This is a genomic window from Mesorhizobium calcicola, from assembly GCF_042682105.1.
Lineage (GTDB): Bacteria > Pseudomonadota > Alphaproteobacteria > Rhizobiales > Rhizobiaceae > Mesorhizobium > Mesorhizobium calcicola.
The window spans coordinates 1-25,796 of record NZ_JBHUGY010000056.1 but is presented as its reverse complement, the minus strand read 5'-3'; the positions used below and the strand labels follow the sequence as shown (position 1 = coordinate 25,796).

26 protein-coding genes and 3 pseudogenes are annotated in these 25,796 nt (G+C 63.9%); 18 read left to right on the top strand and 11 right to left on the bottom strand.

The annotated features are described in order from the left end of the window. Positions 1-61 precede the first annotated feature (61 nt). Positions 62-289, bottom strand: a complete 228-nt coding sequence (locus ACFSQT_RS31290; RefSeq protein ID WP_379025392.1) for a hypothetical protein — start codon at positions 287-289, stop codon at positions 62-64. A gap of 560 nt (positions 290-849) precedes the next feature. Between ACFSQT_RS31290 and ACFSQT_RS31285 the strand changes: the two genes are divergently transcribed. Continuing rightward, on the top strand, positions 850-1,038 hold the full coding sequence (locus ACFSQT_RS31285; RefSeq protein ID WP_379025390.1) for a hypothetical protein: 189 nt from the start codon (positions 850-852) through the stop codon (positions 1,036-1,038). Positions 1,039-2,453: 1,415 nt separating this feature from the next. Here the strand turns inward: ACFSQT_RS31285 and ACFSQT_RS31280 are convergent. Together ACFSQT_RS31280 and ACFSQT_RS31275 are read right to left on the bottom strand one after the other, a co-directional pair. Next, a pseudogene (locus ACFSQT_RS31280) lies at positions 2,454-4,185 on the bottom strand (ABC transporter permease); the annotation flags it as partial. Beyond that, positions 4,185-4,880, bottom strand: a complete 696-nt coding sequence (locus tag ACFSQT_RS31275; RefSeq protein WP_379023639.1) for an ABC transporter ATP-binding protein — start codon at positions 4,878-4,880, stop codon at positions 4,185-4,187. The pseudogene ACFSQT_RS31280 and the gene ACFSQT_RS31275, both read right to left, overlap by 1 nt. A gap of 89 nt (positions 4,881-4,969) precedes the next feature. Between ACFSQT_RS31275 and ACFSQT_RS31270 the strand changes: the two are divergent. Continuing rightward, a pseudogene (locus tag ACFSQT_RS31270) lies at positions 4,970-5,615 on the top strand (arylesterase). A gap of 126 nt (positions 5,616-5,741) precedes the next feature. Beyond that, a complete protein-coding gene (thpR, locus tag ACFSQT_RS31265; protein ID WP_379025388.1) occupies positions 5,742-6,338 on the top strand; it encodes an RNA 2',3'-cyclic phosphodiesterase in 597 nt (198 codons plus the stop codon). Here thpR and ACFSQT_RS31260 read toward each other — a convergent pair. Further along, complete coding sequence (locus ACFSQT_RS31260; protein ID WP_379025386.1) at positions 6,242-6,760, bottom strand: low molecular weight protein-tyrosine-phosphatase; 519 nt, start codon at positions 6,758-6,760, stop codon at positions 6,242-6,244. The genes thpR and ACFSQT_RS31260 overlap by 97 nt on opposite strands. Positions 6,761-6,864: 104 nt before the next feature. On the opposite strand from ACFSQT_RS31260, the gene ACFSQT_RS31255 reads away from it, so the two are divergent. The 3 genes from ACFSQT_RS31255 to ACFSQT_RS31245 all read left to right on the top strand — a co-directional run bounded on the left by ACFSQT_RS31255 (position 6,865) and on the right by ACFSQT_RS31245 (position 8,452). Next, the gene (locus tag ACFSQT_RS31255; protein WP_379025384.1) at positions 6,865-7,161 is read left to right on the top strand and encodes a 4a-hydroxytetrahydrobiopterin dehydratase; all 297 of its coding nucleotides are present in this window, start codon (positions 6,865-6,867) and stop codon (positions 7,159-7,161) included. Positions 7,162-7,299: 138 nt separating this feature from the next. Next, positions 7,300-7,662, top strand: a complete 363-nt coding sequence (locus ACFSQT_RS31250) for a YkvA family protein (protein ID WP_379025382.1) — start codon at positions 7,300-7,302, stop codon at positions 7,660-7,662. 286 nt (positions 7,663-7,948) lie between these two features. Next, entirely contained in the window at positions 7,949-8,452 is a 504-nt protein-coding gene (locus ACFSQT_RS31245) for an invasion associated locus B family protein (RefSeq protein WP_258590678.1), read from the top strand. Between the two features lie 101 nt (positions 8,453-8,553). Here ACFSQT_RS31245 and ACFSQT_RS31240 read toward each other — a convergent pair whose 3' ends face one another. Next, positions 8,554-8,853, bottom strand: coding sequence for a hypothetical protein (locus tag ACFSQT_RS31240; RefSeq protein WP_111544105.1), 300 nt, complete (start codon positions 8,851-8,853; stop codon positions 8,554-8,556). A 509-nt stretch (positions 8,854-9,362) separates the two neighbouring features. On the opposite strand from ACFSQT_RS31240, the gene rlmN reads away from it, so the two are divergent. From rlmN to ACFSQT_RS31225, 3 genes are read left to right on the top strand one after another with little or no spacing between them, the layout of a single operon-like run. Next, complete coding sequence (rlmN, locus tag ACFSQT_RS31235) at positions 9,363-10,598, top strand: dual-specificity RNA methyltransferase RlmN (RefSeq protein ID WP_379025380.1); 1,236 nt, start codon at positions 9,363-9,365, stop codon at positions 10,596-10,598. Further along, positions 10,595-11,044: a hypothetical protein gene (locus tag ACFSQT_RS31230; protein WP_379025378.1), complete on the top strand. Its 450-nt coding sequence runs from the start codon at positions 10,595-10,597 to the stop codon at positions 11,042-11,044. The genes rlmN and ACFSQT_RS31230 overlap by 4 nt, the downstream gene beginning before the upstream one ends. Beyond that, complete coding sequence (locus tag ACFSQT_RS31225; RefSeq protein WP_379025376.1) at positions 11,041-11,523, top strand: hypothetical protein; 483 nt, start codon at positions 11,041-11,043, stop codon at positions 11,521-11,523. Before ACFSQT_RS31230 ends, ACFSQT_RS31225 begins: the two co-directional genes overlap by 4 nt. On the opposite strand, the gene ACFSQT_RS31220 is transcribed toward ACFSQT_RS31225, so the two are convergent. Then, positions 11,495-12,136: a LysE family translocator gene (locus tag ACFSQT_RS31220; protein ID WP_379025374.1), complete on the bottom strand. Its 642-nt coding sequence runs from the start codon at positions 12,134-12,136 to the stop codon at positions 11,495-11,497. The genes ACFSQT_RS31225 and ACFSQT_RS31220 overlap by 29 nt on opposite strands. 129 nt (positions 12,137-12,265) lie before the next feature. Continuing rightward, positions 12,266-14,350, bottom strand: coding sequence for a putative bifunctional diguanylate cyclase/phosphodiesterase (locus tag ACFSQT_RS31215; protein WP_379025372.1), 2,085 nt, complete (start codon positions 14,348-14,350; stop codon positions 12,266-12,268). Positions 14,351-14,640: 290 nt separating this feature from the next. On the opposite strand from ACFSQT_RS31215, the gene ACFSQT_RS31210 reads away from it, so the two are divergent. Next, complete coding sequence (locus ACFSQT_RS31210) at positions 14,641-15,864, top strand: argininosuccinate synthase (RefSeq protein WP_379025370.1); 1,224 nt, start codon at positions 14,641-14,643, stop codon at positions 15,862-15,864. 47 nt (positions 15,865-15,911) lie between these two features. Next, positions 15,912-16,451 carry a hypothetical protein gene (locus tag ACFSQT_RS31205; protein WP_379025368.1) on the top strand — a complete coding sequence of 180 codons (540 nt, stop codon included), beginning with the start codon at positions 15,912-15,914 and terminating at the stop codon, positions 16,449-16,451. 46 nt (positions 16,452-16,497) lie between these two features. On the opposite strand, the gene ACFSQT_RS31200 is transcribed toward ACFSQT_RS31205, so the two are convergent. After that, a complete protein-coding gene (locus tag ACFSQT_RS31200) occupies positions 16,498-17,295 on the bottom strand; it encodes a lytic murein transglycosylase (RefSeq protein ID WP_379025366.1) in 798 nt (265 codons plus the stop codon). Between the two features lie 147 nt (positions 17,296-17,442). On the opposite strand from ACFSQT_RS31200, the gene ACFSQT_RS31195 reads away from it, so the two are divergent. The 7 genes from ACFSQT_RS31195 (at position 17,443) to rpsP (ending at position 24,321) form a co-directional block, all read left to right on the top strand. Beyond that, complete coding sequence (locus ACFSQT_RS31195) at positions 17,443-18,693, top strand: flavin monoamine oxidase family protein (RefSeq protein ID WP_379025364.1); 1,251 nt, start codon at positions 17,443-17,445, stop codon at positions 18,691-18,693. Between the two features lie 85 nt (positions 18,694-18,778). After that, a complete protein-coding gene (locus tag ACFSQT_RS31190) occupies positions 18,779-19,876 on the top strand; it encodes a zinc-binding metallopeptidase family protein (RefSeq protein WP_379025362.1) in 1,098 nt (365 codons plus the stop codon). Positions 19,877-19,938: 62 nt separating this feature from the next. Further along, the gene (locus tag ACFSQT_RS31185; protein WP_379025360.1) at positions 19,939-20,535 is read left to right on the top strand and encodes a DUF1236 domain-containing protein; all 597 of its coding nucleotides are present in this window, start codon (positions 19,939-19,941) and stop codon (positions 20,533-20,535) included. Between the two features lie 227 nt (positions 20,536-20,762). Continuing rightward, complete coding sequence (locus tag ACFSQT_RS31180; protein WP_379025358.1) at positions 20,763-21,665, top strand: CPBP family intramembrane glutamic endopeptidase; 903 nt, start codon at positions 20,763-20,765, stop codon at positions 21,663-21,665. Positions 21,666-21,954: 289 nt separating this feature from the next. After that, positions 21,955-23,550 carry a signal recognition particle protein gene (gene ffh / locus ACFSQT_RS31175; RefSeq protein WP_379025356.1) on the top strand — a complete coding sequence of 532 codons (1,596 nt, stop codon included), beginning with the start codon at positions 21,955-21,957 and terminating at the stop codon, positions 23,548-23,550. A gap of 7 nt (positions 23,551-23,557) precedes the next feature. Then, positions 23,558-23,884 (top strand): chorismate mutase, encoded by a 327-nt coding sequence (locus ACFSQT_RS31170; RefSeq protein ID WP_379025354.1) that lies wholly within the window; start codon positions 23,558-23,560, stop codon positions 23,882-23,884. A 35-nt stretch (positions 23,885-23,919) separates the two neighbouring features. Then, positions 23,920-24,321: a 30S ribosomal protein S16 gene (gene rpsP / locus ACFSQT_RS31165; protein ID WP_107651942.1), complete on the top strand. Its 402-nt coding sequence runs from the start codon at positions 23,920-23,922 to the stop codon at positions 24,319-24,321. A 73-nt stretch (positions 24,322-24,394) separates the two neighbouring features. Here the strand turns inward: rpsP and ACFSQT_RS31160 are convergent, their stop codons facing one another. The 3 genes and pseudogenes from ACFSQT_RS31160 to ACFSQT_RS31150 all read right to left on the bottom strand — a co-directional run. Next, positions 24,395-24,922: an SRPBCC family protein gene (locus tag ACFSQT_RS31160; protein WP_379025351.1), complete on the bottom strand. Its 528-nt coding sequence runs from the start codon at positions 24,920-24,922 to the stop codon at positions 24,395-24,397. 17 nt (positions 24,923-24,939) lie between these two features. Further along, entirely contained in the window at positions 24,940-25,350 is a 411-nt protein-coding gene (locus ACFSQT_RS31155) for a DoxX family protein (protein WP_379025349.1), read from the bottom strand. 196 nt (positions 25,351-25,546) lie between these two features. Further along, a pseudogene (locus ACFSQT_RS31150) lies at positions 25,547-25,796 on the bottom strand (bestrophin family protein); the annotation flags it as partial.

Sequence of the window (25,796 nt, the reverse complement as noted above, 5' to 3'; positions counted from 1 at the left end):
GTCCTTGGTGACGAAGCCGGGGCCGGTCGGATAGTCCGGCGATCGGCATGTCTTGTCTTCTTCAAATAACAGATCGAACATGGGCGAACGGTGATATAGCCCATGGCGTAATTGATGGGCTCGATGCCCATTCCATCTTGCCGGCGACAACGGCCTGCAGGATCGTCCGACAGGTCGAACGTGCCCGGTTTTCCACCTGCCTGGCGAGGCCAGCTTCATCAAGTGCTGCCAGCGTCCGGTTCGGCACCGCCCTGGCGCCGACAGCGAGAATGTAACTGCGTGTCGGCATGGGCTGTCAATGTAGGTCGATCACGCGTTCTCCTTCGGTGGGGTCGATGACGCCGTTTCATCACCGGAACGTCCGACGCCCAGGCCCCTTGGCAAAGCCGGCGCAGCGGTCGTCGAGGCTGAATTGCCCGACCTCGTGAATTGGCGCAGACAGCCTTGTGAGCCGAGCGCCTTGATGCTCTCACCCCGCCAATGTACGCCTGCCTGGAATTCGTCCTGGCCCCTGACAGCAGGCCGCCAAGATCATGGGGTCCCGCTTGGAGCTGCACCGGAAATCGATGACGATGACCGGGATGGCCGGCGGCAATGCATTCTTGACGCGGAGCTAAAGGGCCGCGGCATCGGGATCGAAACCACCACCATGCCGTCCCGAGCGTTCGAGCGGCTCATATGGCCGTCGATCATCTGCGCATCTTGGCCATGCTTCGCCGTAAGGTTTCCGGTCGGGCGCCAGAATTCGGGTCTGGACCCCAGGGTTCTTGCGCATGCGGGGGGAGGGGGGGGGGGGGGGGCGTCCATGCCGTTCTGACGACCGACCAGATAGGGTCTCCGCCTCTGGCCATGGGTTACGACACCACGCGGGTAGTCGGCAGCGGCCGCAAGGCTGGTGGCGCCGTCAAAGTTGGAAACGCCGGTCAGCAGGCCGACGCAGCTTTATCCATTTCGCAAGCAAAAGACATAACAACCTCCTGCTGTTTTCCGGCCGCCGCTGTTGCGGTCGGCATTCCAGTTGCCCTTCAACTGTATTGATATTCCAGGTGATCCGCCTGAAAAGATGTCGCCTGACCCTGATCTCACAACGAGACCGATGACGACGTGATGACGAGCGAAAACAGGATGGTCCGCCACCGCCACCTCGGGCATTGTGTTACATGGCGATTGCAACTGGTCATGAGGCGCCATGGCTCTCACCTGGTAGGTGTGACGAACTTCCACGTTTCGTGCGGGTGCCTGGCGTCCTACGACACTATGCCCGGGCCCGTCCAGTCGTCTTCCGATCAGTCATTATCGCGTCTTGTGGCTCCTTTATAGCTGCCGTAAGTCCACGCATGAGTGTGCCATTGTGCGTCGGTCGAGAAGGCGGCAATGCCAGGCGTGGCGTGTGTTGCCGCGTCGGTGCGCCATTCCTCTGCGGTCTTCACTCGTCTCTCCACCCTCTGACAGTCGCACCTCTTGTGCCCCTTTTAGCCTCGTCTGTACGCTGGAGATCGCCTGCCGCCTCCAGTGATCTTGTTCTCTGTATCTTGCGGTCTGCGATTAGCGCGCCTCGGCCCCAGTTCACTCTAGCACCGAAGGCGGCCAGTGTCTACGTCATCCTAGCGCCGATACTTTCGCCCGTGCGGCCGTCGCGGCCCTTACCCGCTGTCTCTGACTCGCGCGTTGCCGTGAAGTTGCCTTAGACCTGTACCCTAAGGCCGTGGATTGATACGTTCTTATCGTCGACGCTTGCGTGCTGTTTCACCATTGTGTAGCCGTCTCCGTGTCTCTCTCCCAATTGTGTTTGTCTGTGGTGCTCCCGCTACTGATTGAACGCGGCGTGGTATTTCTACGTCTTTTGCCGTGAAGGCGCGCGTTGGTGTGATCGGCATGTGAGTTGGATTACGCGCGTCCGTCGTGCTCCGCCGAAGCGGCATCTCTTTCGTGGTTTCGTAGCTGTGTGTGTTCGCCATCTCAGCCATGCGGCGGCCTCCGGCTCACATGTAGTCTTTTTGGGCGGTAGACACAACCATGACGTTATAGTTTTGGATAGCCCATCGTTCTCCCTGTTTGTTCTTCGGTCACCTTCTCGTGAGAAATTGGCCGATCCTGTGCACCGTTTCTACGGTTGTTGCGCTCGAGCACGCGTTTGCACTGGTGAGTCTGTTGGGGGTCGCTGTAGGCTTCAGCCTTTGTATAGTGAGGTGTGTGTGAAATCTCTCTTTTGCTCCTTTCCTACGGCAGGAGGAACGAGAACCGCCATCTGGCATTCGTCTCCGGCCACCTAATTGTACCTGGGCCACCAGCTGCTCTCGGTCAGCCTGGTCGCTCGGTGCATTTGCGTCCTCTTTTGCGCTCGGTGTTTTTGTTTTTGTGCTGTCTTCTCCCGTGCCGTGTGTGATACCCTGTGTCACCCACCCGTTTGTCACGTGGTATTATTCCTTGCGTCGTCTTCGACGATCACACACGGGGGGGGCGGGGTTTCGTATCTGCCTATCAGTTACAAACCCTGTCCTTCCTCTGCGTGCGGTCTGCGGCAGCATCGGCACCTTGGCCAGCGTCCCCTGTGGCGCTTGCTTGCCGATCAGCGTGGAGAACGCATCGACATCGCTGCTCTGGATGTCGACGAAGAAGAAATTCGGCGCCCGCTCCGGCAGGCTGCCGGAAATCTGTTGCCTGAGGTTGCCGTCGATCAGCGCCAGCGTCACCAGTAGCGTCAGACCGAGCCCAAGCGACAGCACCACCGACGGCGTCAGCGCGCCGGGCCGGTGGATGTTGCCGACGGCAAGCCGCAGCGCCACGAAGCGCACGCGCGGGCTCTTCCTGGCCGCCCATTGCACCAGCGCGCCGACCAGGCGCAGCACCAGGAAGGCGAAGATGGTGGCGCCGACGAAGATCGAGGCGATGCGCCGGTCGCCCGAAAACAGGATGGCCAGCGCCGCCAGCAGCAATGCGATGCCGATGGCCGCCGCAACATAGACAGGGCGCGGAAAGCCGCGGCCTTCCAGCCCCATCTCGCGAAACAACGCGGTCGCCGGCACGTCGCGGGCGCGGCCGAGCGGCAGCAGCGCGAAGGCCAGCGTCACCAGCAGGCCGAACAGCGCCGCCATGCCGAGCGCGCCGGGATAGAAGCCGCCTTCCGCCGGCACCGGAATGACCTGATGAAGCGCCGCACCGGCCGCGAACGGCATCAGCGCCCCGAGCACCAGGCCGAGCACGATGCCCAATGCGGCGATGATCAGGATCTGCACCAGATAGACGGCAAAGACGAAGCCGCCGGAAGCGCCCAGGCTCTTGAAGGTGGCGATGACGCCGCGCTTGCCATCGAGATAGGCGCGCACCGCGTTGGCGACACCGACGCCGCCGACCACCAGCGCCGTCAGCCCGACCAGCGTCAGGAACTGCGAGAAGCGCTCGATGTTGGACGACAGCGCCGGCGCGGCATTGCTGCGCGTGCGGATCGACCAGCCGGCCTGCGGGAAATCCTTGGCCGCCTGATCCTGGATGGCCTTCAGCCGTGCCTCATCGGCGTCGGCCGGCAACCGGATCTTGTAGGCGTTTTCGACCAGGCTGCCCGGCTGGACCAGCCCGGTGGCCGCCAGCCCTTCGGTCGAGATCATCAGCCGCGGCGCGAAGCCGAAACCGTCGGACACCGCATCCGGTTCGGTGATCAGCCTGGCGCGCAGTTCGAAGGTGGCGGTGCCGAGCTTCAGCCGGTCGCCGAGCTGAAGATGCAGCCGCTCGAACAGGAGATCGGGGGGCCGCGGCGCCGAAAACCCCGAACTCTTCGCCGAACAGTTCCTGGTTCGACAGTGCCGGCTCGGTCGCCAGCGCGCCATAGAGCGGATAGGCATGGTCGACCGCCTTGGCCTCGACCAGCGCCTGGTCGGTTCCGTCGGCGAGACGTGCCATCGAGCGCATGCTGGCGGTCCGCGAAACGACGCCCAGCCCGTCAAGGAAGCCACTTTCGGCCTGGCTGGCGTCGCGCTGGTTGATCTGGAAGCGGAGATCGCCGCCGAGCAGCGTCTGGCCCTGATTGGCGACGCCGGCGGTGATCGCACGCGCCACAGAGTTGACGCCGCCGATGGCCGCCACGCCAAGCGCGATGCAGGCGAGGAAGATCAGGAAGCCGGACAGGCCGCCACGCATTTCGCGCAGCGAGAAGCGGACCGCAAGCTTCAGCGTCCGCGACAACGGCATCAGGCCGTCACCTTGGCAGGCGCCGGCGCCTCGATCCGGCCGGAGCGCATCGAAACCTGGCGCGAGCAGCGTGCCGCAAGCGCTGGATCATGGGTGACCAGCACCAGCGTCATGCCGCGCTCGGCGGCCTTGGCGAACAGGAGGTCGGCGACCTGCCGCCCCGTCGCCTGGTCGAGATTGCCGGTCGGCTCGTCGGCGATGAGAATGCGCGGCGACGGCGCCAGCGCCCTGGCGATCGCCACCCGCTGTTGCTCCCCGCCCGACAATTCGCCGGGATAGTGAGTGACGCGGTCGCTCAGGCCCACGGCCGCCAGTTCGCGCGCCGCCACCGAAAACGGATCGGCATGGCCGGCGAGTTCCAGCGGCACCGCGACATTTTCGAGCGCCGTCATGTTGGGAATGAGGTGGAAGGACTGGAACACGATGCCAATGTTTCGGCCGCGAAACGAAGCAATCTGGTCCTCGGTTTTGTCGTTGAGTAGCTCGCCGGCGATTCGTACCGTACCCGAATCGACCCTTTCCAGCCCTGCCAGAACCATCAGCAACGTCGACTTGCCCGAGCCCGAAGGACCGACGATGCCGGTCGCCTCGCCGGCCGCCACATCGAGGCTGATCCCCTTCAGCACATGGACGGAAGAGGCCCCTTCGCCGAGCGTCAGCGATACGTCTTTCAGCGCGATGACGGCTTCTGTCAAAATGAAAGCGTCCTATATTGAGAGGATGAAGGCTCTGCTTGCCGGAGGCCGTCGTCGGAAGAATTCCTTGGTCATATGGGGCCTGCCACATGTCTTTCAAACGCAGTATTGCCGCAGGCTTGATCGTTTTCCTCGCCATTTGCGGCGCCATTTCGTCGGCGCAAGCCGAGCCGTTCAAGATCGTCGGCTTCGGTGACAGCCTGATGGCGGGCTATGGCCTTGGACCGGACCAGGGCTTCACCGACAGGCTCCAGGTCGCCCTTCGCGCCAGGGGGTCGCGATGTGACCGTCGCCAATGCCGGCGTCTCCGGCGACACGACGACCGGTGGCCTGGCGCGGCTCGACTGGTCGGTGCCGGACGGCACGCAGCTGGTCATCCTTGAACTCGGCGCCAACGACATGCTGCGCGGCGTCTTGCCCGAGATTGCCAGAAAGAACCTAGATGAGATGCTTGGCAAGCTGAAAGAGCGCAAGATTGCCGTGCTGCTGGCCGGCATGCGCGCCGCGCCCAATCTCGGCGCCGACTACCAGAAAGCCTTCGACGCCATCTTTCCGGACCTTGCCAGGAAATACGACGTTGCGCTCTATCCGTTCTTTCTCGACGGCGTCGTCGACCAGCCGGGAATGCAGCTCGAGGACGGCTTGCATCCGAGCGTGCGAGGCGTCGACCAGATGGTCGAACGCATCCTGCCGACGGTCGAAAAGGCAATCGCGGCAGTGCCGGGAGGTACATGAAACCGGATCGATTGCCTTCCGCAGGGGAAGCTTTTAGCAGAGCCTAAGACCAACAAACCTCTTGCTCCGTTTGATTTTCGATGATTCGCTACGGCTAATGTTCGATTCGAGGAAGGGAGGCTCTTCATGCCGCGTCTTTTCACCGCCCTCGAAATACCGCGTGACGCCGCCCTTTCGCTGTCCCTGCTGCGGGGCGGCCTGCCCGGTGCCCGCTGGATCGACGTCGAGAACTACCATCTGACGCTGCGCTTCATCGGCGATATCGAGGGTCACGTCGCCGACGAAATCGCCAACGCGCTTGATCGTGTCCACCGCCCCTCCTTCTCGCTGACCCTGTCCGGCGTCGGCGCCTTCGGCCAGAAGAAGCCGCATGCGGTGTGGGCGGGCGCGTCCGCCTCGCCCGATCTTGCCGCCCTGCAGGGCGAAATCGACCGCATCTGCCAGCGGCTCGGCATCCCCGCCGACCCGCGCAAGTTCATGCCGCATGTGACGCTGGCGCGCTTGCGCAATTCGACCCCGCTGGACGTCGCCCAGTATCTGTCGGCACGCGGCAATTTCTCGACGCTGCCGTTTCGCATCGGCCGGTTCGTGCTGATGTCGTCGCGCGATTCGGTCGGTGGCGGCCCCTACATCGTCGAGGAGGCCTGGCCGCTGTCGGGCCCGGACGCTCGCGCCTCCAGCTTTGTCGCCAGCGCCTCCGATGCGTCGCGGATCATGCGGTAGACCGACGCGAACGCTTCCGCCCCATCATAATAGGGATCAGGCACGTCGCGCGCCTTCGCCTCGGCGAACTCCAGGAACAGATGGATGCGGTCGTGCACGACTGCCGGGGCCAGCGCTTTCAGGTCGCGAACATTCGACCGGTCCATGCCGAGGATCAGGTCGAAGCGGTGAAAATCCTCCGGCGTAACCTTGCGCGCCCTCTGCCCGGAAATGTCGATGCCGTGACGCACCGCCACCGCGATCGAGCGTGGATCGGGGGCAGAGCCAACCTCCCAGCCGCTGGTTGCGGCTGAATCGAGCAGCATCTCCCCGCCCCACCCGCGCTCCGCCAGCACGGCGCGAACAACGCCCTCGGCCAGTGGCGACCGGCAGATGTTGCCGAGACAGACGAAAAGAATGGAATTTATGGGCTTTATGCTCATTCGATATGCGCCGTTTGTGCATTTGGAACCCCAAAACCGCAAAGCAGTTCTGGGCGACTTGCACTATGGTGAGGGTCAAATTCGAGATAGCACGGGAAATCATCATGACGAGAGAAAAACTCAGCAAAGACGCCATCACCGCAGCCCTTGCCGAACTCGGCGACTGGTCGCTGGCCACGGACGGCGCCTCGATCAGGCGCACATTCACCTTCGCGAATTTCTCCGAAGCCTTCGCCTTCATGACCCGCGTCGCGCTTGCCGCCGAGAAGATGGACCATCACCCCGACTGGTCGAATGTCTACAAGACCGTCGACGTGACGCTGAACACCCACGATGCCGGCGGCGTGACGGCGCTCGATATCGATCTGGCGAAGAAGATGAACCGCTATTTCGGTGGCTGAACGGGCTCCCGCCGGTGCTTGCAATCGGGCAGCGGAATCCAAATCGGCGCCCGCATCTTGTAGCGGAGATCGGGTTCCACCACATTTTCGCTCGCGGGCACGTGCCGGGATGCACAGGCATCCCGCAAGGAGAAACTGATGGCGCAACAACCCGGTTTTGATTTCTTCGGCTTTGGCGGCAAGCTGGGCGACGAGAACGAAGTGCGCGAGAAATTCTGGCGCACCGCCAAGAAGGCCGCGCGGCAGATCCCCTTCATGGAAGAGGTCGTGGCCGCCTACTACTGCGCCATGGACAAGAACACGCCGCTGCGCGCCAAGGGCATTCTGCTGGCCGCGCTCGGCTATTTCGTCCTGCCGGTGGACGTCATCCCCGACTTCGTCTTCGGGCTTGGCTTCACCGACGACATCGCCGTTCTCACCGCCGCGATCACCGCCGTCAGCGCCCACATCACGCCGGCGCACCGGCAGGCCGCCAGGGACGCCATCGCCGACAAGGGCTGAGCATGCCGTCGCGCGCCAAACGCCCCAAACGCCTTTGAAGCAAGGCGTTTGGCGGCAAAGCAAAAAGTCAAACTCTTGCCGCTTTCGTGGCCTTCAAGTCCGCCAACGGGACGTCGCGCCACCCGCTCGCAAGGCGGCGGCGCGGGAATGGCGACGGTTTCCTCGGGTGAGGGTCCTTTTCTCAAAGGAAATTCACCGTTTGGTAACCCAGATTAAATCAAAATGAAGCGACGGGCAGGACGCCAAGCCGGCCTGCCGCCGCACCAGTTGGAATACGGGAAAAGCGATGCGCGGATTGATTGCTATAGTTTCGAGCCTGGTCCTGGTGGCCGTGGCGGCACCGGCACTGGCGCAGTCGGCGACCAAGATCGGCCAGCACAATGCGTGGGGCACCTACAGCTACCAGGCATCGGGCGGCAAGGTCTGCTATGTCCTGACCGTGCCGACCGACAAGCAGCCGCCGACGCTCGACCATGGTGACATGTTCTTCTTCGTCAGCCAGCGGCCCGGCCAGCAAGTGTCCTACGAGCCGCAATTCATCGCCGGCTACACCTTCCAGGAAGGCTCCAAGGCCACCGTCACCATCGACAAGAAGTCGTTCTCGATGTTCACGCGCGGCAAGTCGGCCTGGGTCGAGAACGCCGCCGAGGAGCCGGTGCTGATCGCCGCCATGAAGACCGGCACCGACATGAAGGTGACGGCGAAGTCAGGCCGCGGCAACCCCACCTCCTATGTCTTCTCGCTGAAGGGCATTTCGGCGGCGCTGTCGTCGATCGCCAAGTGCAAGTAGGCAAAAGGGCAAATAGGCAAAGTTTCGTTTTGAGCGACAGGCCGGGCCGCAAAGCCCGGCCTTTTGCTTTTCAGGCCGGCGTGTGTGCCGGCGGTTCGGTCTTACATGGCCATTTTTTCACATTCGGCCTGAGCCTTCTTGGTCGACGTATCGATCATGAAGGCTTTGCCCTTGGCGTCGGTCATCATCATCATGCAGTGCTTGATTGGCTTTGCCATCTTCATCATCTCGGCGCCCATCTTTGCATCCGGCATCATGGTGCCCATATGCCCATCCGGCATGATCGCCATCACTTCTCCACCCTTCATCATGGTCATCGTGCCCATCGCGTCTTCGGCAAATGCCTGCGAGGCGGATAGGCCGACGAGACCGGCAATGACGGCGAGCTTGATAGAGTTCATTCTGCATACTCCCATTTTGTAGGGGCATAGTTGCCCCCTTTGGATTTCGAAGACGCGATGGGAATCGTTACGCGAACACGACCATGTGATCGGTCAATAGGGGCTGCCGTTCAATCAGGCGGAAGCATTGCTTCGGTGCAAGGTCGACCCCCACTCCGTCGAGCTTCGCTCGCCACCTCTCCCCCGATCGACGGGGTAGAGGAAGGGCGCGAAATGATTCCAGCCAGCGCCTTTCCTCTCCCTCCGGAGGGGGGAGAGGTGGCGCTGCGAAGCAGCGACGGAGTGGGGGAAGCCGCTCGTCAATCGCGCCGCCGCCGCAAGACAGGCATAACCCTGCACAGGGGGAGAAAAGCCCGGCAGGGCAATGAAGGGCAGCGCCGACCTTCAAGGTCAGGCGATCATACAATGAAGCGCACTGCATGACTCCGCGCTCAACCTGTGCTATGCGCCGCGCTTCATTTCCGGCACGATGCTGAAATCAGCCGCAAACCGCTTGTATTGGCGCAACCATGACCCTTTCATTCGATCTCACCGCCGAGGGCGCCCGTGACGCGTTGCGCGCCCGCGCCGCACTGCCCGAAAAGCAGTCGCTGATCGGCCTGACGCGGGCCGAACTCGGCGAGGCGCTGGTTGCATCCGGCGCCGTGCCGGAGCGGCAGGCGAAAATGCGCGCCCAGCAGCTGTGGCACTGGATGTATGTGCGCGGCGTTTCCGACTTCGCCGGCATGTTCAACATCTCCAAGGATTTGCGCGCCGAGCTGGACAAGCATTTCACCGTCGCCAGGCCGGAGATCGTCGAGGAACAGATTTCCTCCGACGGCACCCGCAAATGGCTGTTCCGCTTTCCGCCGCGCGGCGCCGGCCGGCCGGTCGAGATCGAGACCGTCTATATTCCCGAGGAAGGCCGCGGCACGCTCTGCATCTCCTCGCAGGTCGGCTGCACGCTGACCTGCTCGTTCTGCCACACCGGCACGCAGAAGCTGGTGCGCAATCTGACGGCCGAGGAAATCCTCGCCCAGTTGCTCACCGCGCGCGATCGGCTCGGCGATTTCCCCGACCGCGACACACCGGACGGCGCCATCGTGCCGGCCGAGGGCAGGAAAGTGTCCAACATCGTCATGATGGGCATGGGCGAGCCGCTCTACAATTTCGAGGCGGTGAAGAAGGCGCTGCTGATCGCCTCCGACGGCGATGGCCTGTCCCTGTCCAAGCGGCGCATCACGCTGTCGACCTCCGGCGTCGTGCCCGAGATCTTGCGCACCGGCGAGGAGATCGGCGTCATGCTGGCGATCTCGCTGCACGCCACCAACGACGACCTGCGCGACCTCCTGGTGCCGATCAACAAGAAGTATCCGCTCAACGAGCTGATCGCCGCCTGCCGCGCCTATCCCGGCCTGTCGAACGCCAGGCGCATCACCTTTGAATATGTGATGCTGAAGGACGTCAACGATTCCATCGAGGACGCCAAGGGCCTGATCAAATTGCTCAAGGGCATTCCGGCCAAGATCAATTTGATCCCGTTCAACCCGTGGCCGGGCACCAACTACCAGTGCTCGGACTGGGAGACGATCGAGAAATTCGCCGACTACATCAACAATGCCGGTTATGCCTCGCCGATCCGCACGCCGCGCGGCCGCGACATCCTCGCCGCCTGCGGCCAGCTGAAGTCCGACTCCGAACGCATGCGCAAGGTCGACCGGCTGGCGCTGGAAGCGATGATGATTGCGGGGCACGGCGAGGCGTGAGCCGCCGCTTCGCCTGGCTGAAGCGTCTCGCCATGATCGCAGTCGGCTATTTCTTTGCCGTGCTGACCTCGATCCTGGTCCCCGTGCTGCTGATCGCGCTTCTGGAAGGCATCGAAGACGGCAACTGGTCGATCATTTTCGCCTTCGACTGGCTGGGTTCCTTCCCGCTCGCCGTGTTGACCGTGATGGTCGGTGCGCTGTTGATCGTCGGCCCGGCGATCTTCGTCGCCGAACGGTTGTCGCTTCGCGGATGGTTCTACTTTGCCGCCACGGGTGCGGTCACCTCCACCGCGTTTGGTGTTTCCATCCCGCGCTCGGCGGGAGGTTTTGTTCTCAATCCGGGCTATCTCGGTTTTTTGGCCACGGCCGGCATTGCCGCCGGTTCGGTCTACTGGCTTCTGGCCGGGCGCAGGTCCGGTCATCTCAAACGCCGGGATTTGGGATGAGCCGCCTCATTGCTTACCTCGTCCGTTTCGCCGTCATCCTATTCGGCTATGCGGTGGCCTCGCTGGCGGCGAGCGCCTTCCTCAACATCCTGTTCCTGGCCTCGCTCGGCTACACGCCGGAGCACGCGCAGCCGGCGGCAACCGCCTCGTTGTTCTTCTCGATACCCTTCATCGCCTTGTTCGTCGCCTATTTCGGCTTCATGCCGGCGGCGATCGTCATCCTGCTTGGCGAAATCCTCGGTCGGCGCGACTGGCTGTTCTATGCGCTGGCGGGCGCGGTGGTCGCCGCGGTTTTCCTCGGTCTGGTCGACCATGCCGGTGATTCTACGTTCGCGGTCAGGGACACCAGCGCCATCCTGGCCGTGATCGGCGGCGGCATGGTCGGCGGCATCTTCTACTGGCTCAGCGCCGGGCGCTGGGCCGGAAGCTGGTGGCAAGAGGCGAAAAACCCTACTTCGCCTGGGCGCTCAGGATCTTGAGCGCGAAGGCCGAAAACACGCCGGCGAAGAGATAGTCGACCACCCGCGTCACGCGCGGGCTGGCCTTCATCGCCGCCGCGAACTTTTCCGCCGCCAGCACCATCGGCACGGTCACCGGGATCGACAGCACGATGAACATCGAGCCGAGGAAGAACAGCTTTCCCGGCGCGTGCGGGTCATGCGCGGAGACGAACTGCGGCAGGAAGGTCATGAAGAACAGGATGATCTTGGGGTTGAGCAGATTGACGCCGAGCCCCGCCGCCCAACTGCGCAGCAGCGAAATCTCTGGTCCCGTCTTCTTCTCCGGCGAGAAGGCCGAGCCCCTGGTGATCGCCTGCCATGCCAGGAAGACCAGATAGCCGGCGCCAAAGATCTTCAGCACCAGGAAGGCCATCGGCGAGGCGACGATCAGCGCCGAGACGCCGACCACCACCAGCGTGGTGTGGATCAGCGTGCCGCACAGCGCGCCGGCCATCGAGGCGAAGCCGGTGGCGCGGCCCTGGCTCAGCGTGCGCGAGACGAACAAGGTCATGTCCGGCCCGGGCGTGATCGCCAGGATGACGGTGGCGATGGCGAATTGGATCAGCGTGGTGGTGTCTGGAATGAACGGCATGGACGGCCCCGGGGGAATGGAAGCGCCTATACAGGATGCGCAGCACTGGTTCCAGATGCAGCGGCGATCCCACGGTCGATCCAGCAGGCAGGCAACGAAGGCATCGGCAGGCGGCCACCCGCCGCAGTCCTATGGCTGCCTGCTCAGCCGCATCCTGGCGGGTTGGTCGGCGACGGGCCGATCGTTCGGGCCCTGGAGGCCGGCCGGGCCGGTGGGCAGGATCTGATCGATCGGCTTGGGCCGGCCGAGGAAATAGCCTTGCGCCTCGTTGCAGCCTTCGACTTGCAGGATGGTGAGCTGGACATGCGTCTCGACGCCCTCGGCGAGCACCGGAATGTCGAGGCTGCGGCCCAATGTCAGCACCGCCCGGATGATCGCCTTGGCCTGCGGGCTTCGCTCGACATCGGCCATGAAGGAGCGGTCGAGCTTGATCTTGTCGAAGGGAAACGAGCGCAGCGTGTCGAGCGACGAATAGCCCGTGCCGAAATCGTCGATCGCGATCGTCACCCCCAGCGCCTTGATCTGGCGCAGGACATGCAGCGTCCGCACCTTGTCGGCGACGATCGTCGATTCGGTCAGTTCCAGCTCCAGCCGTTTCGGCGACAGCCCGGTCTCGACCAATATCTGGTGGACCAGCTTGGCCAGATCGGCATGGGCGAATTGCACCGGCGACAGGTTGACGGCGATCTTGTGGCCGTTGTCCCAGGAGGCCGCCTGGCGGCACGCGGTCCGCAGCACCCATTCGCCGATCGCCATGATGGAGCCGTTCTCCTCGGCAATCGGGATGAATTCGGCGGGCGGGATCATGCCATGCACGGGATGCGTCCAGCGCAGCAACGCCTCGTAGCCGCAGGTGGTGCCGGTCGGCACCGAGGTCTGCACCTGATAGTGGAGCGAAAGCTCGCCCCGCTCGATCGCCTGCCGAAGGTCGGTGGCCAGCGCGCGGCGCGCCCGCGCCGTCTCGTCCATGGCCGATTCGTAGAAGCAGACGGCCCGCGACACGTCGTTCTTTGCCCGATACATGGCGAGGTCTGCATTACTGACCAGCCGCTCGCGGTCGGCCCCGTCGCGCGGATAGACGGCGACGCCGATACTGGCGCCGGCGGCGATTTCGAAATCGTCGAGCAGCAAGGGCTGGAACAGCGATTTCTCCAGCCGTGAGACCAGGCCGAGAAGGTCTTTCTGATCCTTGAAGCGCTTGATCGCGGCGAACTCGTCACCGCCGAGCCGTGCGACGAATTCGCCGTCGCCGGTGAGTTTCGTCAGCCTGCGGGCGACGATCTTGAGAGCCTGGTCGCCCGCCGCGTGCCCCCTGAGATCGTTGATCTCCTTGAAGCGGTCGAGATCGATGACGATGACGGCCGTCATCGTTTCCTCGCCCTCCCGCGCCCGATCGATCTCATGATCGAGGCGGTCGTTGAAGGAGACCCGGTTGGGAAGGCCGGTAAGGGCGTCGTTGAGGGCGAGATGCTGAAGCCGCTCGAAGCTTTCCAGCCGGCCGCGTTCATCGATCAGATAGCTGGCGAAGCCGGTGGCCGCGACGATCAGGCCGACGACGGCGACGGCGACCGCCATCGCTGCGAGAATGTCGGGATTGGTGCCGGTGGTGAAGGACAGCGGCGTCACCGCCACCGCCGCCATAGCCGTGAAATGCAGGCCGACGATCGCCAGCACCAGCAGCCCGATGGCGAGATATTGCGACCAGCGGTATGGCCGGCGCACGGCATGGCCGACGGCCACGGCGGAAAACACCACCGAAATGACCAGCGAGGCGACGACATAGGGAGCGTCCCACTCGACGATGCCGGTCACGTGATAGGCCATCATGCCAGTGTAGTGCATGGCCGAGATCGCCAGCCCGACGACGCCTCCGCCCCACTCCGGGGCAAGACGCCGGCTCTTGCCGGATGCAAGGGCGAAGCCCACGCCGGTGCCGGCGATGGCAATGACCAGCGACACCATGGTCAGGACCGGATCGAAAGTGATCGGGGCGCCGGGCCGGTAGGCCAGCATGGCGATGAAGTGCGTGCACCAGATCGAGGAGCCTGCGGCGACCGCGGTCAGGAACAGCCAGCCCTTCATCTGCAGGCCGGCGGTCTTCCTGGCACGGTCGAAGAGGCGGATCGTCACCCAGCAGCCGGTGACGCACATCAGCGCCGCCAGCAGGACGAGCCACAGATTATGCTCCGTGGCGATACATGAAATAACGCGCATCAAGAACGGCCCAGGCCAGAGGATGCCCCGCAACGAAGCGGGCAAGAGTTGCCCCGGCACCTGGCCAGGGCAGCTTTGTCGTCATTTGTTAGCGGCGGGGCGTGAACACTTGATTAAATGCAGCCCTCGATTGCAGCAGGTTGTTTCCCCCTGCCGGCACCACCGCTCGCCATGCGCTGGACCAGACGTCATGCACGCGCGCGTGCTTGCTCGCTTTGCCGTTCCTGCTAAAAGGCCCTCCGACAATCCGTGACGCCTCGGCAGGGGCGTCCGCCATCGACGGGGTAAAAATGTCAAAAGCCAAAGACGTCAAGAAAGTCGTGCTCGCCTATTCCGGCGGCCTCGACACATCCATCATCCTGAAATGGCTGCAGACCGAACTCGGCGCCGAAGTCGTCACCTTCACCGCCGATCTCGGCCAGGGCGGCGAACTCGAGCCGGCCCGCCGCAAGGCCGAGATGATGGGCATCAAGGACATCCGCGTCGTCGACGTGCGCGAGGAATTCGTCTCCGACTTCGTCTTTCCGATGTTTCGCGCCAACGCCGTCTATGAAGGCACTTATCTGCTCGGCACCTCGATCGCCCGGCCGCTGATCTCCAAGCACCTGGTCGACATCGCCAGGGAAACCGGCGCCGACGCGATTGCGCACGGCGCCACCGGCAAGGGCAACGACCAGGTTCGCTTCGAGCTTTCGGCTTACGCGCTGAACCCCGACATCAAGGTCATCGCGCCATGGCGCGACTGGTCGTTCAAGTCGCGCACCGACCTGATCAACTTCGCCGAACAGCACCAGATTCCGGTGCCGAAGGACAAGAAGGGCGACGCGCCGTTCTCGGTCGACGCCAACCTTTTGCATTCGTCCTCCGAGGGCAAGGTGTTGGAAGACCCGTGGAGCGAGCCGCCGGAATTCGTTCACCAGCGCACCGTTTCGCCGATGGACGCGCCGGACAAGGTCACCGAGATCGAGATCGAGTTCCTCAAGGGCGATCCGATCGCGCTCAACGGCAAGAAACTGTCGCCGGCCACCATGCTGGCGGCGCTCAACGATCTCGGCCGCGACAACGGCATCGGCCGGCTCGACCTGGTCGAGAACCGTTTCGTCGGCATGAAATCGCGCGGCGTCTACGAGACGCCCGGCGGCACCATCCTGATATCGGCGCACCGCGCCATCGAATCGATCACGCTCGACCGGGGTGCCGCCCACCTCAAGGACGAGTTCATGCCGCGCTATGCCGAGCTGATCTACAATGGCTTCTGGTTCGCGCCCGAACGCCTGATGCTGCAGGCGATGATCGACAAGAGCCAGGAAGACGTCGAGGGCACGGTGCGCCTCAAGCTCTACAAGGGCAACGTCATGGTCACCGGCCGCAAATCGAAGAAGACGCTCTATTCCGATGCGCTGGTCACCTTCGAGGACGACCGTGGCGCCTACGACCAGAAGGACGCCGCCGGCTTCATCCGCCTCAATGCGCTGAGGCTCAGGACGCTGGCGGCACGCAGCCGCGATAAATAAGCCGGTGCATGTCGCCCAAAAGTGTGCAGCGGTTTTGGGACAACGACATGTACAAAAACAAGGCTATGCGCGGCCCCGGCAGATACCTGGCGCCGCTGCTCCTTCTGGCGGCGCCGGCCATGGCCGAGAATTTCGATCCGGCCTCGCTCGACCTTGCCGCGCTAATCGAGTGCCGGGCTGACGTGCCGGCCTATAATGGTTTTGCCCTTTGGTTGAGCGGCGCGCCCGGCGCCGTGGGGAAACTGGGCTGGAAGGAAGTTGCGACCGGCAACCCGTTCCTCGTTCAGTATGAACTGCCGGTCCCGCTTCGCGTCTTCGGGCGCGAGGCGGGATCCGTCGTCTTTACCGCCACCGCGCCGATGGCGGTGTTCGACGGCATTGCCGCGCCGGACCTTGCCAAGGAGCTCAAAGTCACGCCGACAATCTCGACGCCGGGCAAATTCCTTGGCGAGAAGGTTGTTGCCGAAAGCACCGAGGACGCCGGTGGCGTGAGCCTCGCCACGCGCATCACGCTGAATGTCTCGACGGTCGAGTCACACCCAGGCAAGACGCTGGCCGGCTGCTCCTACGCACTCGACGTGAAATAAAAAAGGCCCGGCATGGCCGGGCTTTCTGTCGAAGTTAGATTTCTATTCAATCGCCATCTATCGCCGTGGCGATGCGGGCGATGGCCTGTTGATAGACGCTGGCGGAATTCCAGCCGGCAATGGCACCGATGTTCGACTGCGCGCTCCCGCCGGCCCGCCAGCCATGACCTTTGAGGAAGTTGGCGGTGGAAGCCAACGCCGTCGCCTTGTCGCGCAGGTTTCCGCTGCCGACGCCGTACTTCAAGACATTTCCGGGCAGGAACTGCGTGTGGCCGATCTCGCCATGCGCGGCGCCGACCGACGAGGCGGTCAACGCGCCGCGATCGACCAGCTTCAGGGCCGCAATGGCGTGCGGGTAAAAGAACTCCGGGCGACGGCAATCATAGGCCAGCGTCAAAATGGCAGAGACCGTATTCTGATTGCCCATGGCCGACCCGAAGCCGGTTTCCATTCCCCAGATGGCGAGCAGCACGCCTGGCGACACGCCGTAATTGCTTTCGATTTTGCTGAACAGCGCCGCGTTCGACTTCTTCAGCGCACGGCCTTTGGAAATGATCGCGGCGCCGCCACGGCGCTTCATGAAATCTTCCACCGAGCCGCTGAAAGCCTTGTGAATGCCGCGGTCGACGGAGATGGTCCTTGTTGCATAGGTCGCGCCGGCCAGAGCGGCCAGACCCTTCGAACCTATACCTTCGGCCTTGGCCTCCGCTGCGAACTCCGGCTTCCAGGCTTCGAAGCCGGCGCCAGTCTTGCCGCAGCTGGCCCCCGCCTGCGCGCCCGTCGCCAGCGCAAGCACCGACACCATCGCAGCCACAAAAATCCTACCCTTGGCAAGTAATGCCATGCTTTTCTCTCCTGATTGCCTGAATCACGTCCCGTTTGCGAATTTGCCAGCGAAACCCGCACTTGTCACTGTCTCTGCTGCAGTGCTGGCGAATGCCGGGGAATTTGCCTACGATCAAGTGAATATTGTGGCGGGGGCGAAATAGCCATGGAAGACGTTGATGTCGTGATCATCGGCGCCGGCTCGGCGGGTCTGGCCGCGGCCAGGACCTTGCGGGCAGCCGGCCTCTCCTTCAAGCTGCTCGAAGCGATGGGCCGCATCGGCGGACGCGCCTGGACCAGCGACCAGCATTTCGGCGTGCCCTTCGACATCGGCTGCGCCTGGCTGCACGCCGCCGACCGCAATCCTTACTTCCCCGAAGCCCAGGCTGCCGGCTGGACGCTGCATCACCACGACATGAATGTCGACCATCTCTATTACCGCAAGCGCAAGGCAAGCGAGGCCGAGGAAGCCGAGATGAAGGCGGCCGACGCGCGGCTGTTCGAGCTGCTGGCCGCCCACCGGGTGGAGGAAGGCGACGACGACCGGCTTTCCGCGCTGCTCGCCAAAGGGCAGGCGCCGCGCGCCGCCGCCACTTTCGCCGGCCCGATGGATTTCGGCGCCGACGAGGACGAGATTTCGATCCGCGATTTTCAGGCGGCCGCCGATCTCGATCCCAACTATTTCAGCAAGGAGGGTTTTGGCGCGCTGGTCGCCCGCTTCGGCGCCGACCTGCCGGTCGAATTGTCGACGCCGGTGCGCAAGATCCTCTGGGACGGACCTGATGTGGCTTGCGTCACCGATCGCGGCACCGTCCGCGCCAAGGCGGTCATCGTCACCGCTTCGCCGGCGGTGCTCGCCTTTGAGGAGATCGAGTTCTCGCCCGCACTTCCCGACACGCATTTTGGCGCCTTCTTCGACCTGCCGATGGGCATGCTGACCAAATTGCCGGTCGAGATCCGGGGTACGAGGCTCGGGCTGCAGCCCTTCGACGACCTTTTGATCGAACGGATGGCCAGGCACGACATCTATTTCCTGTGCTTCCCGTTCGACCTCGACCTGATGGTCGGTTTCGTCGGCGGTGACTTCGCCTGGGAGATGTCGGCGGCGGGCGAGGCGGCGGGCGTCGATTTCGTCGTCGACCGGCTGTGCGGCATTTTCGGCGGCGACACAAGAAAGCACGTGGCGCGCGCCATGATAACCAATTGGGGCGGCGAGCGCTTCGTGCGCGGCGCCTACGCGGCGGCCCGCCCCGGCCGCTCAAAGGCGCGCGCCGCGCTGATGCAGCCGGTGGCGGAAAAAATCTTCTTCGCCGGCGAGCATCTCGCCGGCCCGCTGATCCAGACCTGCGGCGGGGCACGGCTGTCGGGCGAAGCGGTGGCCAGACAGGTCGCCGCCCAGCTTGCCGATAGGACATGATCCCGAGGCGGAACGCGTCCGGCGGTTCGCGTTGGGCTGCGGCCGCCGCGCACCTATATGCTGGCTCTGATGGTTTGAGACCGAGATGAAACTCTTCGACTGCCCGCATTGCGGCCACCGTCTCTATTTCGAGAACGCCCAGTGCCTGAACTGCTCGAGCCTGGTGCTCTACGATCCCGAGCATGCGCGTTTTGCCTTGTCGGGTGTCGACGGCATCTTCCAGTGCACCAATGCCGATGAATGCGCCTGCAACTGGATGGCCGAGCCGGGACAGGCCTTCTGCCGCGCTTGCGTGTTGAACCAGCTGATCCCGGATCTGTCGGTCGACGGCAATCGCCGCCGCTGGATCCGCGTCGAGGCGGCGAAGAAGCGCGCCATCTATTCGCTGCTCGCCTTCGGGCTGCCGGTCGCGCCCAAGCAGACCCCCGCCGACGAGGTCGGCCTGGCCTTCGACTTCCTGGCCGATCCGATCGGCGGCGGTCCCGGCGGCGAGCGCATCCTGACCGGCCACGACAACGGCCTGATCACGCTCAACGTCGCCGAGGCCGATTCGGCCGAGCGCGAAAGGCGGCGCATCGAGATGGGCGAGAACTACCGCACCTTGCTCGGCCATTTCCGCCACGAACTCGGCCATTACTATTGGGATCGCCTTATCCGCGACGACCCGGAAAAGCTTGTCGCTTTCCGGGCGCTGTTCGGCGACGATCACGCCGACTACGAACAGGCGCTGAAGACCTATTATGCCAACGGCGCGCCGCCCGACTGGCAGCAAAGCCACATCTCGGCCTATGCCACCTCGCATCCGTGGGAGGATTGGGCGGAAACCTGGGCCCACCATCTGCATATCACCGACACGCTGGAAATGGTCCACGCGCTGAACTTCCCGCTCGGCCGGCTGGAGACGGTGGAGGCCAACGACTTGCCGCAGGGCGACACCGGCGGTCGGCTGCAGCCGGCGCCATCGGAGCCTGCCGCCGCACCTGAGCCTTTCGAAACGATCCTCGCCCGCTGGCTGGTGCTGTCGGAAGCCTCCAATTCGATCAACCGCTGCATGGGCCTTCCCGACCTCTACCCCTTCGTCATCTCGGACGCCACGGCGCGCAAATTGGCCTTTGTTCACGAACTTCTGACCGGTCTGCCGAAAGAAAGGGGAATAAATCGTGAGTTGGCGCGGGCGTTTTAGCGGGAACGCATGCGCCACAGCCCCGTTTCGCTGGTGAGGGACCATGAAAACGGAGAGAACCCATGAGATCCGTATTGTTTCCCGCGCTCGCCGGAATGCTGACGATCATGTCGGGGTCAGCATTTGCCGACACCGCCGTCTCCGCCGTCACCGATCTCAACGTGCGCGCCGGCCCCGGTCCGCAATATCCTGTCATCGGCGTGCTTGCCGCCGGCCAGTCGGCGACGCTCAATGGCTGCATCGAAAACAGCAAATGGTGCACCATCGCCGAAGCCGGCGGCCAAGGCTGGGTCTATTCCGACTATGTAACGGCCGATTTCGGCGGAACCCGGGTGGTGCTGACGCAGCGGCCGCACGGTTCCAGCATTGCTGTCGTCTCGCCGCCGGACGACTACTCGACCGACTACACCGGAGCGATCATCGCCAGCGATCCGCTCAACGACGCTTTTCCCCCACCTCCGACCGAGGTCAGAACCTATGTCGGCACGCATCGCCTCGACCCCGTTTATCTCGACGGCGAGGTGGTGACCGGCGCGATCTTGCCCGACACCGTCGAGCTGCGCGAAATTCCGGACTACAGCTATCGCTATGTCTATGTGAACGGCCAGCCGGCGCTGGTCGATCCGTCGACACGGCGCATCATGTACGTGGTGCGCTGACGTTAACGAGGTGGCCGCTGCGAAGCGCAGCGGCGGTCGCCTTCTCCTGGCATATCGCCACGTCGGATCGGTCCGTGCGGATCGTCGAAGTCGGCGCCGGACGCACATAATTGCGCACAAGACGGCGAACATCTAGATCATGCGACCTGAAGCACTTGCCCAAGGAATTGGCGTGATACCCTGCCGCCTTCGAACGCTACCGGCATTCGCCGAACGCCAGGACGACCTTGCCGCGCCTGTTCCTGGGAACGGCGATCGTCCTGCTGGTCTGGGGCGCAACGACCGTGGCCGTGCTGTTGGGCGGCACCTATCTCTTCTTCACCTGGCAGGCATCGGCGGCTCCGCCACAAGGCGGAGCGATGCAGGACTTCCTCGCCTCGCCCATCGGCATCCTCACCGCCCTTGCCTCTTTTGCCGGCATCTGGATTGGCCTGTGGTTCGTCATGCGCTGGGTTCATGGCGAGCCGCTGTCTGCACTGATCGGCACCAGCCGCCATATGTCGCGGTCGGGCTTCCTCAAGGGGCTGATCGCGGTGCTGATCACCTCGCTGGTGTCCGAAATCCTGCTCTATCTGCTGCAGCCCGAGATCGCGCGCGGCCCGATCAGCCTGTCGTCCTGGCTGCTGTTCCTGGTCCCGATCGTCGCCCTGACCCTGTTGCAGACGTCTTCGGAAGAGGTGCTGTTTCGCGGCTATCTGCTGCGCGGTCTCGCCAACCGGTTCAAGAGCCCGTTCATCTGGGCGCTGCTGCCGGCGCTGCTGTTCACCTCGCTGCATTGGAGCAACAGCGCGTCGGCCGGCATCAACGCCTGCGTGCTGGCCTCGGTCGCCGCTTTCGCCCTGCTTTTGACGCTTGTGGTCTATGCCACCGGCAATCTCGGGGCTGCCCTCGGCGCCCATCTCGGCAACAATCTGACCGGATTCCTGCTGATCTCGCACCAGCAGAGCTACAATTCCTTCGCCTTGTTCAGCGCCAGGCCGCTGGAAGGGCCGGGCTGGACCACTTCAGATGCGGTACTCATCGCCTTGATCGGCATCGCTTGCAGCCTGCTGACGGTTGTGTTGCTGCTGCATCCGCGCTCGGCCCTGAAGGTTACGGCCGACCGTTCGGAAGCGAGCGGCGCGAATTGATTCTGGCTCGGCGCCACGCGATTGGCACGGGGCCACCCAGGCCTTGTCTTGACTCTGCGGCCATTTTCCTGTCTACACCCCACGAATTCCGCGACGAGTATCCCTCCGAGCAAGCCGACCAGGACGCCGAAACCTCTTTGAGGTGAAGTGCTGTAAATCGATCCTGGAGGCCAACACCCGGCAGCGCTGAGCGCCCCCGGGTGCTTTTTGGTTTTGGCTTTTGCTTGGCGACCTGGCGCGAACGCATTACCTCTCGGTTCGACCCCGAACCGAGATTGAAGGAAGATCGATGTTTGAATCGCTTCAGGAGCGCCTTGGCTCCATCCTGAACGGCCTGACCGGCCGCGGCGCGCTGTCGGAGGCTGATGTCTCGGCCGCGCTGCGCGAGGTGCGCCGTGCGCTGCTCGAAGCCGACGTGGCGCTGGAAGTGGTGCGCTCCTTCACCGACAAGGTGCGCGAGAAGGCGGTCGGCGCCGCCGTGGTCAAGTCGATCAAGCCCGGCCAGATGGTCGTCAAGATCGTCCATGACGAGCTGGTCGAGATGCTCGGCGCCGAAGGCGTCGCCATCGACCTCAATGCGCCGGCGCCGGTCGTCATCATGATGGTCGGCCTGCAGGGCTCCGGCAAGACGACCACTTCGGCCAAGATCGCCAAGCGCCTTTCCGAGCGTCAGAACAAGAAAGTCCTGATGGCCTCGCTCGACACGCGGCGCCCCGCCGCGCAGGAGCAGCTCCGCCAGCTCGGCGAGCAGGTCAAGGTGGCGACGCTGCCGATCATCGACGGCCAGTCGCCGGTCGACATCGCGCGGCGCGCCGTCCAGGCGGCCAAGCTCGGTGGCCACGACATCGTCATCCTCGACACCGCTGGCCGCACCCATATCGACGAGCCGCTGATGGTCGAGATGGCCGACATCAAGAAGGTGTCGAACCCGCACGAAATCCTGCTGGTCGCCGACTCGCTGACCGGCCAGGACGCCGTCAACCTGGCCAAGAGCTTCGACGAGCGCGTCGGCATCACCGGTCTGGTGCTGACCCGCATGGACGGCGACGGCCGTGGCGGTGCCGCCCTTTCCATGCGCGCCGTCACCGGCAAGCCGATCAAGCTGATCGGCACCGGCGAAAAGATGGACGGGCTGGAGGAATTCCACCCCAAGCGCATCGCCGATCGTATCCTCGGCATGGGCGACATCGTCTCGCTGGTCGAAAAGGCAGCCGAGAACATCGACGCCGAGCAGGCGGCGGCGATGGCCAAAAAGATGCAGTCGGGCAAGTTCGACCTGAACGACCTCGCCGGCCAGCTTCAGCAGATGTCGAAGATGGGCGGCATGGGCGGCATCATGGGCATGATGCCTGGCATGGGCAAGATGAAGGACCAGATGGCCGCCGCCGGTCTCGACGACAAGATGTTCGGCCGCCAGCTTGCCATCATCTCGTCGATGACCAAGGCCGAGCGCGCCAACCCCGATATCCTCAAGCACTCGCGCAAGAAGCGCATCGCCGCCGGTTCCGGCACCGACGCCGCCGAGATCAACAAGCTGTTGAAGATGCATCGCGGCATGGCCGACATGATGAAGGCAATGGGCGGCAAGGGCAAAGGCGGCGGCCTGATGCGCGGCATGATGGGCGGCCTTGCCTCCAAGATGGGTCTCGGCGGCATGATGCCGGGCGGCATGGGCGGCGGCATGCCCGACCTGTCGAAGATGGACCCCAAGCAGCTCGAAGCCCTGCAGAAGCAGGCGCAAGCGGCCGGCCTCGGCGGCATGAAGAGCCTGCCCGGCGGCCTTCCAGGCGGCGGTGGCCTGCCCGGTCTGCCCGGCGGCATGAAGCTTCCGGGTCTTCCCGGCCTGGGCGGCGGCGGACTGCCCGGCCTCGGCAAGAAGAAGTGAGGACGCTATGAACGAAGAAAAGGACATGGCCGACGCACGCACCATCCTGGCCGACTATCGCGCCTCGATCGACAACATCGACGCAGCCCTCATCCACATGCTGGCCGAGCGCTTCCGCTGCACCAAGGCGGTTGGCGTGCTGAAGGCGACGCATGGCCTGCCGCCGGCCGACCCGGCGCGCGAGCAGCAGCAGATCGCCCGCCTTCGCCAGCTGGCGAAGGATGCGCATCTCGACCCGGATTTCGCGGAAAAATTCCTCAATTTCGTCGTCCGCGAAGTGATCCGCCACCACGAACAGATCGCCGCCACCAACGGTGTGACCAAAACCAACTGAAACCCAACGAAATCAGAATTTTTAGGAGAAAAGAAATGCCATTGAAGATCCGACTGGCCCGCGCGGGCTCGAAGAAGCGTCCTTACTACCACGTCGTCGTCGCCGACGCCCGTTCGCCCCGCGACGGCCGTTTCATCGAGTCGCTCGGCTCGTGGAACCCGCTGCTGCCCAAGGACGGCGAGCGCGTCAAGGTCGACGCCGACCGCGTCAAGCATTGGCTGTCGCACGGCGCCCAGCCGACCGACCGCGTGCTGCGCTTCCTCGACGAGGCCGGCCTTGCCAAGCGCGACGCCCGCTCCAACCCGAAGAAGGCCGAGCCGGGCAAGAAGGCGCAGGAACGCGCTGCCTTGCTGAAGAAGGCGCAGGAAGACGCTGCCGCCGCTGTCGCGGCCGCCGCAGCCGCACCGGCCGAGGCGGAAGCCGCCACCGCCGAATAATTTTGCCCTATCGCAGTCACGAAAACGGCGGGCTCTGTGCCTGCCGTTTTTGTTTGAACGCCGCCCGACGAGCCTATTCCTCGCCGAGGCGCTTCAGATTGGCGAGGCCCGCCTCGAAATCCTTGCCGATCAGCGTGTCGAAGTTCATGAACAGGCCCATCAGCTTGGCGATGAAGGGCCGGCTGCCGCGCATCGCCCAGGTGACGGCGGTGTTGTCGCCGGAAGCCGTCAGGGTGAAGTCGACGCTGTTGTTGGCCCTGAACGGCTTCTCGAAATCGAGCTTGAGCGACACCAGCGAGGACGGCACCGAATTCGTGACCTCCATGCGTCCCTTGCCGGCCTTGGCGTTGCCTTCCCAGGCATACGCCGCGCCCTTGCCGCTTGTCGCGCCGGAGAGCGTGCGCTTCATCTGAGGGTCGAGCTTTTCGTAAGGCGACCATGTCGGCCAGCGGCTGAAATCGTTGATCAGCGGGAAGATCGCTTCCGGCGGCGCCTTGATATTGGCCGAGCGGGTGACGACGAAATCATCAGGCCGTGTCGCGGCGTAGATGAGCACCGCGGCGATGATGACGACCAGGATGATGAGGATGGTGCTGAACATTTTTCTGTCCTTCGTGTCTATCGGCTGAGCGGGATCAGTGCGCGCACCCGGGGGTCGCGCAGATACAGGCCGCCCCACAGGATGCCGCCGAGATAGACGCCGAACAGTGTGTGCGAGAACAGCGGGTTGTCGACACGCACATTGGTGGCGATGGCGCCGCCCATATAGGCGGTGAGCAGGATGGCGCCGAGCACCGAGGTGCGCGGCAAGCCGTAGAGCGCGGTCGATATCAGGCCGATGACGCCGAGCATGCGCGCGACATTCGCGTCAGCCGGCCAACCAAGCGGCACCATCGCCTGGGTGACGATGTCGAGCGGCGGCAATTTGATGACGCCGTCGAAGATCATGAACAGCACGATGATGCCGCTGAGGGCGCGGCCGGTCCACAGGGCGCCCGTCGAGACGGGCGCGGTTTCGGAAATGCTCATGGTGTTTCCTCCCGATGTTTCGAGCCCTTTCGCTGGGGTCGAACCAAGGACGCGGCATGAGGCGGCGATCCGACAGGGGGCGGATTCTTTTTGGTGTCGGGTGGCAGCAGAGCCGTTCTGTCGCGATCCTTCGCGCCCCCTCGTCCCTCCAACGCTCGCAGTTCTGCGACGCGGAGGCGCGCAGATAGCCGAGCACCTACGAAAAATAGAACTTCTCGGCTGGCAGCATTTTCGGCGGCGTCTCGCCCAGCGCTTCGAACACCGAGATCTCGCAGACACGGCACAGACCATCGAGGGCGAGGTCGTTGGCCTCGGTGCCGAACGGATCCTCGAGTTCTTCGGAAAGCGCGTCGAGGCCGAAGAAGGTGTAGGCGATCAGCGCGGTGAACAGCGGCGTCGCCCAGCCGGTGCTCGAGATCAGGCCGATGGGCAGAAGCAGGCAGACG

Excerpts from the sequence above, each read along its gene's own strand:
- ACFSQT_RS31290 (WP_379025392.1), bottom strand. The coding sequence starts at position 289 with ATGCCGACACGCAGTTACATTCTCGCTGTCGGCGCCAGGGCGGTGCCG.
- ACFSQT_RS31285 (WP_379025390.1), top strand. The coding sequence starts at position 850 with ATGGGTTACGACACCACGCGGGTAGTCGGCAGCGGCCGCAAGGCTGGT.
- thpR (WP_379025388.1), top strand. The coding sequence starts at position 5,742 with ATGCCGCGTCTTTTCACCGCCCTCGAAATACCGCGTGACGCCGCCCTT.
- ACFSQT_RS31260 (WP_379025386.1), bottom strand. The coding sequence starts at position 6,760 with ATGAGCATAAAGCCCATAAATTCCATTCTTTTCGTCTGTCTCGGCAAC.
- ACFSQT_RS31255 (WP_379025384.1), top strand. The coding sequence starts at position 6,865 with ATGACGAGAGAAAAACTCAGCAAAGACGCCATCACCGCAGCCCTTGCC.
- ACFSQT_RS31250 (WP_379025382.1), top strand. The coding sequence starts at position 7,300 with ATGGCGCAACAACCCGGTTTTGATTTCTTCGGCTTTGGCGGCAAGCTG.
- ACFSQT_RS31245 (WP_258590678.1), top strand. The coding sequence starts at position 7,949 with ATGCGCGGATTGATTGCTATAGTTTCGAGCCTGGTCCTGGTGGCCGTG.
- ACFSQT_RS31240 (WP_111544105.1), bottom strand. The coding sequence starts at position 8,853 with ATGAACTCTATCAAGCTCGCCGTCATTGCCGGTCTCGTCGGCCTATCC.
- rlmN (WP_379025380.1), top strand. The coding sequence starts at position 9,363 with ATGACCCTTTCATTCGATCTCACCGCCGAGGGCGCCCGTGACGCGTTG.
- ACFSQT_RS31225 (WP_379025376.1), top strand. The coding sequence starts at position 11,041 with ATGAGCCGCCTCATTGCTTACCTCGTCCGTTTCGCCGTCATCCTATTC.
- ACFSQT_RS31220 (WP_379025374.1), bottom strand. The coding sequence starts at position 12,136 with ATGCCGTTCATTCCAGACACCACCACGCTGATCCAATTCGCCATCGCC.
- ACFSQT_RS31215 (WP_379025372.1), bottom strand. The coding sequence starts at position 14,350 with ATGCGCGTTATTTCATGTATCGCCACGGAGCATAATCTGTGGCTCGTC.
- ACFSQT_RS31210 (WP_379025370.1), top strand. The coding sequence starts at position 14,641 with ATGTCAAAAGCCAAAGACGTCAAGAAAGTCGTGCTCGCCTATTCCGGC.
- ACFSQT_RS31205 (WP_379025368.1), top strand. The coding sequence starts at position 15,912 with ATGTACAAAAACAAGGCTATGCGCGGCCCCGGCAGATACCTGGCGCCG.
- ACFSQT_RS31200 (WP_379025366.1), bottom strand. The coding sequence starts at position 17,295 with ATGGCATTACTTGCCAAGGGTAGGATTTTTGTGGCTGCGATGGTGTCG.
- ACFSQT_RS31195 (WP_379025364.1), top strand. The coding sequence starts at position 17,443 with ATGGAAGACGTTGATGTCGTGATCATCGGCGCCGGCTCGGCGGGTCTG.
- ACFSQT_RS31190 (WP_379025362.1), top strand. The coding sequence starts at position 18,779 with ATGAAACTCTTCGACTGCCCGCATTGCGGCCACCGTCTCTATTTCGAG.
- ACFSQT_RS31185 (WP_379025360.1), top strand. The coding sequence starts at position 19,939 with ATGAGATCCGTATTGTTTCCCGCGCTCGCCGGAATGCTGACGATCATG.
- ffh (WP_379025356.1), top strand. The coding sequence starts at position 21,955 with ATGTTTGAATCGCTTCAGGAGCGCCTTGGCTCCATCCTGAACGGCCTG.
- ACFSQT_RS31170 (WP_379025354.1), top strand. The coding sequence starts at position 23,558 with ATGAACGAAGAAAAGGACATGGCCGACGCACGCACCATCCTGGCCGAC.
- rpsP (WP_107651942.1), top strand. The coding sequence starts at position 23,920 with ATGCCATTGAAGATCCGACTGGCCCGCGCGGGCTCGAAGAAGCGTCCT.
- ACFSQT_RS31160 (WP_379025351.1), bottom strand. The coding sequence starts at position 24,922 with ATGTTCAGCACCATCCTCATCATCCTGGTCGTCATCATCGCCGCGGTG.
- ACFSQT_RS31155 (WP_379025349.1), bottom strand. The coding sequence starts at position 25,350 with ATGAGCATTTCCGAAACCGCGCCCGTCTCGACGGGCGCCCTGTGGACC.